The 12,197-nt window shown below is 47.5% G+C and carries 16 protein-coding genes and 1 pseudogene; 10 read left to right on the forward strand and 7 right to left on the reverse strand.

Features of this window, described 5'->3' with window-relative positions:
• Positions 1–51: 51 nt before the first annotated feature.
• The 5 genes and pseudogenes from ACH2BK_RS03615 to ACH2BK_RS03635 form a co-directional block, all read left to right on the forward strand.
• Positions 52–966: pseudogene (locus ACH2BK_RS03615) on the forward strand (carbamoyltransferase); the annotation flags it as partial.
• Positions 967–1,608: 642 nt separating this feature from the next.
• The gene (locus ACH2BK_RS03620; protein WP_395002189.1) at positions 1,609–2,358 is read left to right on the forward strand and encodes a carbamoyltransferase C-terminal domain-containing protein; all 750 of its coding nucleotides are present in this window, start codon (positions 1,609–1,611) and stop codon (positions 2,356–2,358) included.
• Positions 2,359–2,510: 152 nt separating this feature from the next.
• Complete coding sequence (locus ACH2BK_RS03625) at positions 2,511–2,681, forward strand: hypothetical protein (protein WP_395002130.1); 171 nt, start codon at positions 2,511–2,513, stop codon at positions 2,679–2,681.
• Positions 2,682–2,923: 242 nt separating this feature from the next.
• Complete coding sequence (locus ACH2BK_RS03630; RefSeq protein ID WP_395002131.1) at positions 2,924–4,222, forward strand: hypothetical protein; 1,299 nt, start codon at positions 2,924–2,926, stop codon at positions 4,220–4,222.
• On the forward strand, positions 4,212–4,595 hold the full coding sequence (locus ACH2BK_RS03635; RefSeq protein WP_395002132.1) for a hypothetical protein: 384 nt from the start codon (positions 4,212–4,214) through the stop codon (positions 4,593–4,595). Before ACH2BK_RS03630 ends, ACH2BK_RS03635 begins: the two co-directional genes overlap by 11 nt.
• Positions 4,596–4,735: 140 nt before the next feature.
• Here ACH2BK_RS03635 and ACH2BK_RS03640 read toward each other — a convergent pair whose 3' ends face one another.
• The gene (locus ACH2BK_RS03640; RefSeq protein ID WP_395002133.1) at positions 4,736–4,957 is read right to left on the reverse strand and encodes a hypothetical protein; all 222 of its coding nucleotides are present in this window, start codon (positions 4,955–4,957) and stop codon (positions 4,736–4,738) included.
• Positions 4,958–4,980: 23 nt separating this feature from the next.
• On the opposite strand from ACH2BK_RS03640, the gene ACH2BK_RS03645 reads away from it, so the two are divergent.
• Together ACH2BK_RS03645 and ACH2BK_RS03650 are read left to right on the forward strand one after the other, a co-directional pair.
• On the forward strand, positions 4,981–5,364 hold the full coding sequence (locus tag ACH2BK_RS03645) for an SxtJ family membrane protein (protein WP_395002134.1): 384 nt from the start codon (positions 4,981–4,983) through the stop codon (positions 5,362–5,364).
• Positions 5,365–5,374: 10 nt separating this feature from the next.
• Positions 5,375–5,524 carry a DUF5989 family protein gene (locus tag ACH2BK_RS03650; RefSeq protein ID WP_395002135.1) on the forward strand — a complete coding sequence of 50 codons (150 nt, stop codon included), beginning with the start codon at positions 5,375–5,377 and terminating at the stop codon, positions 5,522–5,524.
• On the opposite strand, the gene ACH2BK_RS03655 is transcribed toward ACH2BK_RS03650, so the two are convergent.
• From ACH2BK_RS03655 to ACH2BK_RS03670, 4 genes are all read right to left on the reverse strand, one after another.
• Positions 5,521–6,819: a TRAP transporter large permease gene (locus tag ACH2BK_RS03655; protein ID WP_394994996.1), complete on the reverse strand. Its 1,299-nt coding sequence runs from the start codon at positions 6,817–6,819 to the stop codon at positions 5,521–5,523. The genes ACH2BK_RS03650 and ACH2BK_RS03655 overlap by 4 nt on opposite strands.
• Positions 6,820–7,122: 303 nt before the next feature.
• A complete protein-coding gene (locus ACH2BK_RS03660) occupies positions 7,123–7,341 on the reverse strand; it encodes a 4-oxalocrotonate tautomerase family protein (protein ID WP_394995000.1) in 219 nt (72 codons plus the stop codon).
• Between the two features lie 3 nt (positions 7,342–7,344).
• On the reverse strand, positions 7,345–7,965 hold the full coding sequence (locus ACH2BK_RS03665; protein ID WP_395002136.1) for a TRAP transporter small permease: 621 nt from the start codon (positions 7,963–7,965) through the stop codon (positions 7,345–7,347).
• A 164-nt stretch (positions 7,966–8,129) separates the two neighbouring features.
• The gene (locus ACH2BK_RS03670; RefSeq protein ID WP_394995004.1) at positions 8,130–9,173 is read right to left on the reverse strand and encodes a DctP family TRAP transporter solute-binding subunit; all 1,044 of its coding nucleotides are present in this window, start codon (positions 9,171–9,173) and stop codon (positions 8,130–8,132) included.
• Positions 9,174–9,348: 175 nt separating this feature from the next.
• On the opposite strand from ACH2BK_RS03670, the gene ACH2BK_RS03675 reads away from it, so the two are divergent.
• From ACH2BK_RS03675 to ACH2BK_RS03685, 3 genes are read left to right on the forward strand one after another with little or no spacing between them, the layout of a single operon-like run.
• Positions 9,349–11,037, forward strand: coding sequence for a glycosyltransferase (locus ACH2BK_RS03675; RefSeq protein WP_395002137.1), 1,689 nt, complete (start codon positions 9,349–9,351; stop codon positions 11,035–11,037).
• On the forward strand, positions 11,034–11,300 hold the full coding sequence (locus ACH2BK_RS03680; RefSeq protein WP_395002190.1) for a glycosyltransferase family A protein: 267 nt from the start codon (positions 11,034–11,036) through the stop codon (positions 11,298–11,300). The genes ACH2BK_RS03675 and ACH2BK_RS03680 overlap by 4 nt, the downstream gene beginning before the upstream one ends.
• On the forward strand, positions 11,279–11,578 hold the full coding sequence (locus ACH2BK_RS03685) for a hypothetical protein (RefSeq protein WP_395002138.1): 300 nt from the start codon (positions 11,279–11,281) through the stop codon (positions 11,576–11,578). Before ACH2BK_RS03680 ends, ACH2BK_RS03685 begins: the two co-directional genes overlap by 22 nt.
• Here ACH2BK_RS03685 and ACH2BK_RS03690 read toward each other — a convergent pair.
• Positions 11,544–11,882, reverse strand: coding sequence for a type II toxin-antitoxin system PemK/MazF family toxin (locus tag ACH2BK_RS03690; protein WP_394995009.1), 339 nt, complete (start codon positions 11,880–11,882; stop codon positions 11,544–11,546). The two genes, ACH2BK_RS03685 and ACH2BK_RS03690, sit on opposite strands and share 35 nt — an antisense overlap.
• On the reverse strand, positions 11,882–12,136 hold the full coding sequence (locus ACH2BK_RS03695; RefSeq protein ID WP_394995012.1) for an AbrB/MazE/SpoVT family DNA-binding domain-containing protein: 255 nt from the start codon (positions 12,134–12,136) through the stop codon (positions 11,882–11,884). The genes ACH2BK_RS03690 and ACH2BK_RS03695 overlap by 1 nt, the downstream gene beginning before the upstream one ends.
• Positions 12,137–12,197: the final 61 nt, after the last annotated feature.

A 12,197-nucleotide genomic window follows, 5' to 3' on the forward strand; every position in this document is an offset into this window, starting at 1 on the left:
TCCACCGCCCACGCCACCCAAGAAACTTCAGCCAATCGCCAAACCTCCTACGACTTAGATTCTATCGATGCCTTTGTGTTTTATGATAAGCCGTTTTTGAAGTTTGAGCGGCTTTTGGAGACTTACTTCACCACTGCGCCACGCGGTTTTTTGAGCTTTCTTAAAGCAATCCCTATCTGGCTTAAAGACAAATTATTTCTCAAAGAAACCCTTGCACGCGAGCTCGTCTGCGTGTATCGCGAGCTTTACCCGCACAAGTCAAAAGCCCAAGTCAAAGCTTTCAAACAAAAAGTGCTTACCAATCTCTACTTTAGCGAGCACCACATCAGCCACGCTGCTAGCGCGTTTTATCCAAGCCCCTTTAGTGAATCTGCCATACTCGTGATGGATGGCGTGGGCGAGTGGAGCACCACGACTATCGCTAAGGGCAGTGGCAACCATATCGAGATTTGCCAAGAGCTGCATTTCCCGCACTCGCTAGGACTGCTCTACTCGGCTTTTACCTACTACACGGGCTTTAAGGTAAATTCTGGGGAATACAAAGTAATGGGGCTAGCCCCCTATGGCGAGCCCAAATATGTGGATCTCATCAAATCCCACCTCATCGACATCAAGGACGATGGGAGCTTCGCGCTTGATATGCGGTATTTCTCCTACACCTATGGGCTTAAGATGACTAATGCCGCCTTTGATGCGCTCTTTGCCCACCAACAGCGCAGCCCAGAATCCCGCCTCACCCAAGCCCATTTCGATCTCGCTGCCTCCATACAAGTGGTTACCGAGGAAGTAATGCTAAAACTCGCGCGCCACGCGCTCAAAACCACAGGTTCTAAAAACCTCGCCCTAAGCGGTGGCGTGGCACTCAACTGCGTGGGCAATGGCAAAATCTATAAGCAGCTCAAAGCCGAGGGGCTTTTGGAGAATATTTGGATACAGCCTGCGAGTGGGGATGCGGGGAATGCGTTGGGGTGTGCGTTGGCTTATTACCACATCGAGCAGGGCAAGCCTAGAGGGCATTCAGTATTGAGCGATAAAAGCGGGAATCTGCGCTCGGATTTTCAGTCACTTACGCCTAGTAAGCTCCTTCAATCCTCGCTTGATAACCCACTTTTCTCATCTCAATCCTTAGAATGCCCGGGCAAGCCAAGTGCGGAATGTAGGGAAAATACAGAATCTAGCGTAGGCTTAGAATCTAGTTTTGTCAGTTTAGATTCAGAATCTAGCTCCACAAATTCAGATTCTAAGCAGCTTACAGAATCCACTACTTCAAAAAACCTTAGCGAGGCTTTGCCAATTCAAAATAGTGTGCGCGATAGCGCAAGCCGAGCAGAATCTATGGGAATAGATTCTGCCATTTTTGCGGAGCAAAAATCTGATGAGAATATGTCGCACGAAGTGCAAACCGCTATGCACAGCAATAACAACAAACTCCCCGGTTTTTCGCTAAAAGACAACGCGCAAGGAAAAGGGACGACAAGTGGCGCAGTATTTTTCGATGATTTTAAGAGCTATCAAGCGCGAGGCGCAGGGAGCTACCTAAGCGGTAGTGACCAAGCCGAGTGCGCAGATTCTCTTAAAAGCGCGAAAAAGACAAGCCACGAGGATTCTATGCAGGGCTCGTATCTGGGCTTATCCTACACCAACACCGAGGTAGAATCCGCCCTACAAGCCCAAGGCGCAGTGTATGAGCGACACGAGTTTGCTACGCTCATTGAGCTTACCGCGCGCGCACTCACACAGGGCAAAGTCATAGGCTGGCATCAGGGGCGTTGCGAGTTTGGACCCCGTGCATTGGGTGCGCGCTCCATCATCGGCGATCCGCGCAACACCACTATGCAAAAGACGATGAATCTAAAAATCAAATACCGCGAGTCCTTCCGCCCCTTTGCACCCAGCGTGCTAGCAGAAGGCTTAAGCGAGTGGTTTGAGCTAGATTGCGATTCGCCCTATATGCTGCTTGTCGCGCCGGTAAAGGCAGAGAAATGCTACGCGATGAGCGAGGCAGAGCAAAAGCTCTTTGGGATTGATAAGCTCAATGTCGTGCGCAGCGAGATCCCAAGCGTCACGCACATTGATTATTCCGCGCGGATTCAGAGTGTGCATAAGCAGACTAATCCTCGCTATTACGCGCTTTTGCAAAGATTCTACGAGCTCACTTCCTGCCCCGTGCTTGTCAATACGAGCTTTAATGTCCGCGGCGAGCCTATCGTGTGTAGCCCGCAGGATAGTTTTGCGTGCTTTATGGGCACGGAGATGGATATGCTCGTGATTGAGGATTTTGTGCTCTATAAGGACGCGCAGAGTGGGGAGAATAGGGAGAGATATCAGGATATAAAGGATAGGTATGAGCTAGATTAGTAATCATTGGCTATTGCAAAATGGGCTAAATTCAGTATTTGCGCGCTTTTTAGGGAGTGCGGCGGTTCGCTTCACTGCGGCGTATGTCTAATACGCCTCATTCGCTCACCTTGCACAACCCTAAAAATCATCGCAAATCCTTAGAATTTTGTGTGGCATCTTGCAGCTTGGAATTCAGCGTAGATTCAAATTCAGAATCTAATTCCACAGAATCTAAGCAATTTACGCAATCCACAACGCTAAAAACCCTTATCAAGGCTTTGCCCATTAAAATATATAGGTGCGCAAGCACCAACCGCCCCTCGCCCTTGTCGTGGTGTTAAAAATGCGTTAAGAAAATGCAGGAGTGCATTTTTAGCGTTTTTAACTAGACAAGGAAAAAGCGAGGCACTCTCCCCGATTGCCGAAAAAGAAAAGCGGCGCTTTATCTTTTTCGGGGCTGGGGAGAGCGGGGAGAGGGGAAACCCCTTTTTCTTTTGCGCAAACAAGCGATGATGAGAATCTAGGGAATATCCGTGAGAATGGGAGTCTAAAAAGAATTTAAACCAAAACAAAAGGAGCAACGATGAAAATTTTAAAACACTGGATATTTTGGGTGCTACTAGGCATAGCACTTGTGCCTATACTGCTCAAGCTTAGTGGCGTGATGCAGAGAATCTTTGAGCTAGAAATCGTGCCATTTGCGTGGATTGGGCTGTATTGGTTTGTGTTTTGTGTAGCACTAAGCATAAAAGCTGCTAAAAACTCTCGCGCAAAACTCATCTATGCGTATGTGAGCGCCCTACCGCTGTGCTTAAGCCTAGGGGAGGTGTGGGGCTATGTGAGAGATTCACAGACTGCCTCTAATGCACAATGCCACCCACAAACCTCGGGCACTTACAATAGCGAGTATTTCACGCCAGATTCTATCACGGGCTACAAGGCAAAACCCAATGTCCGCGCAACTTCACTCAAGAAAAATGACGATGAAGTCCTCTATGATGTCAGCTACACAAGCAATGACTTTGGCTACCGACATACGCCCAACTCAAACACAGATTCAAAACATTGTCTTTTGTTTTTTGGCGATAGCTTCACCATCGGTGAGGGCGTCAATGACGACCAAACCCTGCCCTATTTTCTAAACCAACACGCACAATTTAAGGTTTTTAACTTCGGATTTCACGGCTATGGCAATCATCAAGCCCTAGCCCTGCTTAAAAGTGGAGAAGTGGCGCGCATCACGCAAGGCTGTAAGGAGTATATCGCCTTTTATGAAAGCCTACCCGGGCACATTCAGAGGGCAAATGGCTTTAGCCCTTGGGAAGACCTCAACGCACCGAGATTCACGCTTGCAGGCGATACACTCCTATGGAAAAACCAGCACAAAAATCTTTGGGACAAAATAGCTAACAAAATCTTTTTACAACTTGATAAAAAAAGTTATCTTTTTAAGCTCACACGTCCAAAATACGCCTATGATGAGCGATACAACGCGCTGTATTTCGCGATTTTAGACGAGATAGATATGGCTTTGCACACGCAGTTTGGCACGGGATTGCATTTTATCTTATGGGATAGTAACAACCTTAGCAATGAAACCGAGATTACAGAATCTAACGCCATTACCGCGTGGCTTGAAAATCAAAACTTTAAGTGGTTTTTAGTAAGCGAGATATTGCCACAATATACAAAAAATCGCCTGCAGTATGGGCTTCATCAGTGTGATACCCACCCAAATGCCCTCGCAAATGAGCTCATCGCAAAGTTTTTAGCCCATAAGATTGATAGCGGGGAGATCGCCACACGCCCCGCACACACCACACGAGAATCCCACCCCACACACACCACCACACCCGCACAGGAGGCGCGCGATGTGGAGTGATGAGAGGCTAGATTCTAAAAGCATTGCTTCAAAAATCTTATGCAAGGCTTTGCCAAATACCAATAATAGTGCGTGCGCAAGCACAAGCCGAGCAGAATCTAAAGCGGATACAGAATCTGTGGCAAATTTAAAATCTAGCCTCTTAGATTCATATTCTCACGGACATTTTTTAGATTCACAGAATCTCGTGTTTGCGCAAAAGAAAAAGGGGTATTATCCCCTCCCCGCTCTCTCAAAGCCCCGAAAAAGCCGCCGCTTTTTCGGCAGCCACAAAGTATATCTTTTGGCGGGAGAGCCTCGCTTTTCCTTGTCTAGGCAAAACGAAGTTTCTTTAGAAAAATCAGCGGTGGCACTGCTGCCACCTTTTTCCTGATTTTTCTAAAGAAGCTTACGCTTTGCCACACACGACAAGCGACAAGGGCGAGAGGTGGTTGGTGCTATCGCACCTACATATTTTAATGGGGCAAAGCCTTGATAAGATTCTATGAAATGGCAGATTCTGAATCTGTTGCTTTAGATTCTAAAATGTGGGTTTGTGAATCTAGAATCTAAGCTTGTAGCAGATTCTGAATTTGTCTTAGATTCTGCGCTTGGCTTGCCTTGGCATTCTAAGATTTTAGATGAGAAATCGGGGTTGTGCAGATTGGAGGCAAGGGAGTTACCTAAGCGGTAATGACCGCCGCCGACAATCAAACTCCCCGATTTATCGCTAAAAGCTGAATGCCCAATGTCCAAAACCTAAACCAAAAGGAGCAACTATGAAACCCACCACCAAAGATCTGCGCACATTCCTCACAATCTGGGCGGCAATCTTTGCGCTCATCGCGCTTTTCCCACTGCTAAAAGACGCCAACACGCCGCGCCTATGGGCACTCATCGCCTGTGGCATTAGCCTCGCACTCTTAGCATTTCCGCGCGTTATTGCGCCCATATATCGCCTCTGGATTGTCTTAGGTGAAGGCATAGGCTTTGTCATCTCGCGCACTATCTTAGCGATTTTGTTTTTTGGAATCTTCACGCCCGTGGCACTTTTCTTTAGGCTCATAGGGCGTGATGTCTTAGCCCAAAAGCCCGACAAAAGCGCACCAAGCTACTTCAAGGCGCGCGCCCAACAACCCCAAAGTATGAAAAACCAATTTTAAAGGAGGCGATATGAGTATCTTAAAAGAACTTTGGCAGTTTTTGAAAGTGAGAAAGAAATTTTGGCTTTTTCCTGTGATTTTGATGATGCTTTTCCTAGGCGCACTCATCGTGCTATCCCAAGGAAGTGCCATCGCGCCATTTATCTACACGATATTTTAGCCCGCTAGCCACAGCGAGATTTGGGGCACATAGGTGACAAGCCCTAGCCCAAACACCATAACCACAAGCCACGGGAGGATAGAGAGGACTACATTTTTGAGATCCATACCTGTGAGGGAGCTTGCCACAAAGAGGTTGAGCCCCACAGGCGGGGTGATCATACCTATCTCCATATTCACTACCATGATAATCCCAAAATGCACAGGATCGATCCCTAGCGACACCGCGATAGGCAGCAGCAAAGGCGTCATAATCATCACCACCGAGCTAGGCTCCATAAACTGCCCCATAATAAAGAGTAGGATATTTACCGCGATTAAAAACACCCACCAGCTCATATTTTGGGCGATGAGAAACTCGGCGATATGGTGGGGTATGCGCTCGCTTGTGAGAAAATGTGCAAACACCACCGCCGTCCCGATGATAAAAAATATCATCGCTGTGGTAATCGCTGCGTCTAAGCACACGCCATAGAGATCCTTTAGCTTCAAATCCCGATACACAAACACCGAAACGATAAACGCATACACCACCGCTATGCCCGCTGCCTCTGTCGCTGTGAAAAGTCCGCCATAAATCCCACCAATCACAACCACAATGATGAGCAACGCCCAAAACGCACGCATAAACTGCTTAAACCGCAGACTCAAAGGCTCGGGCTTTTGTGCCTTGTAGCCTAGTCGCTTCGCCCCGATATAGGTCCAAAGCATCATCATACCCCCAATCATAAGCCCGGGGACAATCCCTGCCTTAAACAACGCCTCGATAGAGACGACAATCTCCTTGCCATCAAGCCCGCTAAGCCCGCTTGCCGTAACGCCATAGACGATCATCACTACTGAAGGCGGAATGAGTATCCCAAGACTTCCTGCACTTGTGATAGCCCCCACCGCATAGGACTTAGGATAACCTGCCTGTTGTATCGCCAAAAACATCACCGAGCCAATCGCCACCACCGTAGCGGGCGAGCTCCCACTCACAGCCGCAAAGATGACACAAGCCAAAATCGCGCTCATAGGCAGCCCACCGGGCAAATGCCCCACCATCGACTTGGCAAAGTCTATGATTCTCTGTGCCGCACTGCCCTTGCTTAGCAGCGAGCCCGCTAGGATAAACATCGGGATAGCCATTAGTGTGGGCTTAAACGCCGATATAAAAATCTCTGGAATGCCCGTAATATCGTGCGAGGTAAAAGCCATCATCGCCACCATAGCACTGATACCTAATGCCACTGCGATGGGCACGCCAATGAGGATTAACCCAAATAGCACGATAAATAAAACCGCTACGCTCATTTCTCTGTCCTTTTTTGTCATTATTTTAATGCAATTTGCCTTTGGCAAATTGCTATCGCTCGTGGGGAGCGAATCCCCACTCGCTCCGCTGCGCGTTCATACACTGCGTTTTTTGGCAAGTTTATAGAATCTTTGGTGCCACCACCTCATCAACGCCACTTGGGCTAGCACCTTTTCTATAAACCCGCCTTAGATTCTATCTATTGCAAGCTTGCTTCACAAACTCGGGGAATGCCGCTTGGCGTTTGCTAGATTCTATACACCAAACGACAAAAGCCACCGCGCTTTACGCAATTCCCCGCTTCACGCCTTTTGGCGCGCCTTCGTGCGCAAATGCGTGACACTCTCTCCGCCAATCCCCCAATTATCCGTCTCCACCTCTTCGATGATGACAAAGGTGGTGGCGCGGTTTTTGCCTAGCACTTCAGAGACAAGCCTAGTCGCGCCCTCTATCAGCCGCTCCTTTTGCTCTTTTGTGGGCTCTCCATTTTCACGCGTTATTTTGATATTGATATAGGGCATTGCTCACTCCTTTATCGCCACATCGTGCATAATCTCATCTTGCGTGATTTTCACCACATCCTTAGCGTCCATCCACGAGATTTCATAGATTTTTTCAATCACGCGATAAGTCGCACCCAAAAAAGAGAGGGGCAAACACACGAGAAACACCCATAACGGCACATTATGCAGGGCTTCAGAATACCGCCCAAGCTCATAATTTAGCTCACACACCAAATATCCCGCATACGCCATAAACGCCAAAAAGCACGCGCTAATGATATACGAAAACAGCACGCACGCCTTAGCTAGCGCAGGCGGGAAGCGCTCCACAAGTATCATTACTGAAATATGCACGCCCTTGCGGAAGCCATACGCCGCCCCAAAAAGCGCGCTCCAAATAAAACAATAAGTCGAGACTTCCTCGCCCCAAGTCAGCGAGTGAATCCCGGGAAAAAAGCTCGCCAAAAAGCGCGTAAAGACATTAACCGCCACGATAGCCACGCCCGCTACTAGCCCAAAAACTGCGATATTTTTGTTGATACTAGCGATGAGGACATCAAGGATTTGAAAAAATCTATTAACCCCCGGGCTTAGATGCGCCCATTTAAAGGGCTTTTGCAACAGCAATAAAAACGACTTCAAAACAAACCTTTCTTTTTAAACTTACATCGCAATGCCCCGCACTGCGTTTCTACAAAATCACAGGGAGCACCCCGCTTTATCCTCCCAATACACGCATATAGAATCTAGCTTGCTTAAGTCTCACTAGATTCTATGCGCTAGGAGCTAGCTAACCCTACTTTGTCTCACTCTGTCTCGAGCGTTTTTTGGATTAACTCCTGCCCGATTAAGTCATAAAACTTCGGATAGATGGCTATCATCACATCTTGCCACTGCTTTTTTTGCTCATCATTAAGCGTGTAGATAGTGAGTTTGCCCGGATTTTCTTTAGCATACTTCTCGAGGTTTGCAAACAGCACCGCCTCATCACGCTCGCTCTCCTCGCGCTCAAACTTCGTCGCCTCATCTAATGCCTGCTTTATCACATCTTTCAAATCCTCTGGTAACTCATTCCAAAACTTCTCGCTAGCCACCACGAGATAGCCCAAATACCCGTGATTTGTCATCGTAACAGACTTTTGCACTTCATAAAATCGCGAGTTGTAGAGGTTTGAGAGCGGATTTTCCGCACCATCGACTACGCCCGTCTGCAGCGCAGAATACACCTCGCCAAAATTGATATTTTGCGGATTTGCCCCGATAGCCTTCATCTGCTCTTCTAGCACCTTAGAGCTCATAATGCGGATTTTCTGCCCCTTAGCGTCGCTTGGCAGCACGATGGGATTTTTGTTGGTGCTAAATTGCTTAAAACCAGAATCCCAATAGTCTAGGGCGATAAAGCCCTTTTGTGCGATTTTTTCTTTAAGTATCGCCCCCACTTCGCCATCCATCACATTGTGCAAATGCTCATTATCACGGAAGATAAAGGGCACGTCCCAGAGATTAAACTCCTTGACAATGGGTGTGAATTTTGAAAAGCTTGGGGCTGCCATTTGGACATTATTGCGCTTAAGCTCTTGGAAAACTTTATCATCATCGACAAGCTGCGCAGAGGGGAATACCTCCACCTTTAGCCTACCACCGCTTAGCTCCTCTGCTCTTTTGGCAAACAAATCCGCTGCCTTGCCCTTGGGGCTACCTGAGCTCACCACATGGGCGAACTTTATCGTATAGACTTTCTCCGCATTGCCTGCGCTAGATTCTGTCTTAGAATCTCCTTTAGAATCCCCACAAGCCACAAAAAACCCAGCGACAACCAAACTCATCGCAAAACCAAAAAACTTTTTCATAAGCCTTCTCCTTTGATTTAAGTGTGAGTTTTGATTGTAACCCAAAAAAATCAAAAAACTTCATAAAAATAAACATATTTTGCGAGATGATTTGCGCGGGATTTTTCATTTTTACACATTGCCACCCGATACATTTATGATACAATCCCGCCAAATTTTGCTATAAAGGCGATATATGGCACACTCCACACTCCCCATAAGCGCGACGATACTTGTCAAAAACGCCCAAGATACTTTACGAGAATGCCTAGATTCACTACGCGAATTTGATGAGATTATCCTCCTAGATAATGGCAGCAGCGATGAGACACTCACAATCGCACGCGAGTTTAACGCCACTTATGGCAATCTAGTAATCCACACAAGTGGGTTTATCGGCTTTGGCGCGCTAAAAAATCTCGCGGTGAGTTATGCGCGCAATGACTGGATTTTTAGCATAGATTCTGATGAGGTGCTAGAATCTGCCACTTTGGCGCGATTAAAAGAGCTCTTTGGCGTGCCAAAAGGCGCAGATTCTAAGGACAGAGATTCTAAAACCTCAGAATCTAGCGCGCTAGATTCTCAAACTCCCCAAACCCCACAAACCCCGCCGCCAAACACCCTCTTCGCCCTGCCACGCAAGAATCTCTATAAGGGCGAGTGGATAAAGGCGTGTGGGTGGTATCCTGACTTTGTTACGCGCATTTTTCACAAAGGCTACACGAGGTTTAATGATCATCTCGTGCATGAGAGCATCATACTCCCGCAGGACTCCAAGCTAATGCGCCTAGAGTGCGGGCTTAGACACTATGCGTATGATAATATCACACACCTCCTCCAAAAGCTCCAAGCCTACTCAAGCCTCTGGGCGGAGCAAAACACACACAAAAGCGCGAGCCCACTAAAAGCCATCACTCGCTCGATTTGGAGCTTTGTGCGTAGTTATGCTTTCAAAAAAGGCTTTTTGTATGGGTATAAGGGCTTTATCATCTCCGTGTGCAACGCCCTTGGCGTGTTTTTTAAATATATGAAACTCTATGAAATCAAACTCCCCAAAAAACCCCACTCCTGCTCGCTCATCATCACGACTTATAATCAAAAAGAACGCCTAGCCCTCGTGCTAGATTCTGTGCGGGATTTGGCAGTGCTACCCACCGAGGTGCTCATCGCCGATGATGGCAGCAGGGAGGATACAAGAGAGCTCATAGAATCTTATGCGCGCGACTTCCCCTGCCCTCTTAGGCACATTTGGCACGAGGATAGAGGCTTTCGCTTAAGCGCCATACGCAATGCCGCCATTAGGGAAGCAAAGGGCGAGTATCTCATCATCATCGATGGCGATATGATCTTACACCCTTTCTTTGTCGCTGATCATTTAGCCTTTGCCGCGCCTAGAGTATTTGTGCAAGGCTCGCGCGTGATTGTGGATTCGCCCACTTCAGAATCTATGCTCCAAGAGCGGCAGGAAGGCGAGAAAAGCGAAAAAAGCGCGCATAAGCGCGTCTTTGCTCTAGGTGGGCTTAAAGCAAAGCGGTGCGGGCTTCTCTCCCGCCTTGTGTATGCCACCTCACGCGTGGATTCTAAGGTGTTTGCCAAAAGAGAGCTTATCAAAGGTATCCGCGGGTGCAATATGAGCTTTTTTAAGTCTGATTGTGAGGCGATAAATGGCTTTAATGAGGGCTTTGTGGGCTGGGGGCGCGAGGATAGCGAGTTTGTGGCGCGATTTTTGTTTGCTGGCGGGGCTTTGAGACGGCTAAAGTTTGGCGCACTCGCCTATCATATCTACCACCCCGAAAACACGCGCGATCTGTTAGAATCTAACCACCAAATCTACCTAGAAACCATACGCACCAAGGCGACATTTTGCCAAAAGGGTTTGCGATGAAGCCGCTGTGTGTAATCGTGCCCATCTTTAATACCGCTACATATCTGCGAGAGTGTTTGGATTCACTAGCGAGGCAGAGCTATACAAATATCTGCTTTGTGCTCATCAATCAGCCAATTTGCTCAAAGCCTTTGAGGCGATTGCTGCATTTTTCACACGCCACCACATTAGCACCATCGGGCTTCCCACGCATATGCTGCGCACACAAGCCAAGTCCTTTGTCCAAAACGATGGAGAGTTTTTGGATTTTAGAGCGCGCATAGAGCGACTACAAATCCCCCAACCCCTCCAAGACAAAGTGATCAAAGCACTTTTACAATCCACCAACGCCCGCGACTTCCTCCAAGCCACAATATCGCTCAAAGAATGGCTTAGGAGCAACTTTGGCATTCGGTTTTCTAAAAAGCAAAATATCATAAGCTTTTTGGCAAAACACTCTATGAGGGCAAAAGGCTCTAAGGGCGAGATTCTAAAAACAGCACTTCTTAAATACACAAAAGCATTGTTTATAAAGCAAACATTTCACACAGCACGCCGCTAAGCTCTCGCGCCACATCATCAGGCAACTTCCCGATTTTTTGGTGCAATCTTTGCAAGGACACACAGCGGATCTGATCGCAAAGTATTTTGGCATCTTTGTCTAAAAGTCTAAAGCTAATCCGATAGGGTGCGTCAAAGCTCTTAGAAGTGATGGGTGCGATGAGTCTTGTGCTAAGAGAGTTTAGTGCATTTGGCGAGATAATCACACACGGGCGAATCTTTTTAATCTCGCTGCCTATGGTAGGCTCGAGATTTACCCAATACATTTCAAAGCGATTAGCTTCTTTAGCAAAGTGGCTAGGCATTACCATTCCCAATCATTTTCACAATCAACAGCCTCAAAATCCCGCATAATTGCATCGCTATTATCCTCTGCGCTTCCCACACCGCGCTTAGTAGCCTCCTCCCAACCACTCCGCAGCTTTTGCACAGGCTTTAGGAGCAGCCCCTCCTCCACCACGACTAGCTCAAGCTCGGTATTTTCTAAGCGCGCTTGCGTGATGAGGTGCTTTGGGATTCTAATGCCTTGTGAATTGCCAATTTGTATAAGACTTGTCATCAGCACCCCTTAAACGAAGTAATTACAAAGTAATTATACCACAAGCAGCCCTTTGCCTCCA

Source organism: uncultured Helicobacter sp. (genome assembly GCF_949282165.1).
Lineage (GTDB): Bacteria > Campylobacterota > Campylobacteria > Campylobacterales > Helicobacteraceae > Helicobacter_F.

What these genes read in the sequence shown, in the direction of transcription:
- ACH2BK_RS03635 (WP_395002132.1), top strand. Translation starts at nt 4,212, where the DNA reads ATGTGGAGTGATGAGAGGCTAGATTCTAAAAGCATTGCTTCAAAAATC.
- ACH2BK_RS03630 (WP_395002131.1), top strand. Translation starts at nt 2,924, where the DNA reads ATGAAAATTTTAAAACACTGGATATTTTGGGTGCTACTAGGCATAGCA.
- ACH2BK_RS03695 (WP_394995012.1), bottom strand. Translation starts at nt 12,136, where the DNA reads ATGACAAGTCTTATACAAATTGGCAATTCACAAGGCATTAGAATCCCA.
- ACH2BK_RS03650 (WP_395002135.1), top strand. Translation starts at nt 5,375, where the DNA reads ATGAGTATCTTAAAAGAACTTTGGCAGTTTTTGAAAGTGAGAAAGAAA.
- ACH2BK_RS03660 (WP_394995000.1), bottom strand. Translation starts at nt 7,341, where the DNA reads ATGCCCTATATCAATATCAAAATAACGCGTGAAAATGGAGAGCCCACA.
- ACH2BK_RS03645 (WP_395002134.1), top strand. Translation starts at nt 4,981, where the DNA reads ATGAAACCCACCACCAAAGATCTGCGCACATTCCTCACAATCTGGGCG.
- ACH2BK_RS03620 (WP_395002189.1), top strand. Translation starts at nt 1,609, where the DNA reads ATGCAGGGCTCGTATCTGGGCTTATCCTACACCAACACCGAGGTAGAA.
- ACH2BK_RS03675 (WP_395002137.1), top strand. Translation starts at nt 9,349, where the DNA reads ATGGCACACTCCACACTCCCCATAAGCGCGACGATACTTGTCAAAAAC.
- ACH2BK_RS03680 (WP_395002190.1), top strand. Translation starts at nt 11,034, where the DNA reads ATGAAGCCGCTGTGTGTAATCGTGCCCATCTTTAATACCGCTACATAT.
- ACH2BK_RS03655 (WP_394994996.1), bottom strand. Translation starts at nt 6,819, where the DNA reads ATGAGCGTAGCGGTTTTATTTATCGTGCTATTTGGGTTAATCCTCATT.
- ACH2BK_RS03670 (WP_394995004.1), bottom strand. Translation starts at nt 9,173, where the DNA reads ATGAAAAAGTTTTTTGGTTTTGCGATGAGTTTGGTTGTCGCTGGGTTT.
- ACH2BK_RS03690 (WP_394995009.1), bottom strand. Translation starts at nt 11,882, where the DNA reads ATGCCTAGCCACTTTGCTAAAGAAGCTAATCGCTTTGAAATGTATTGG.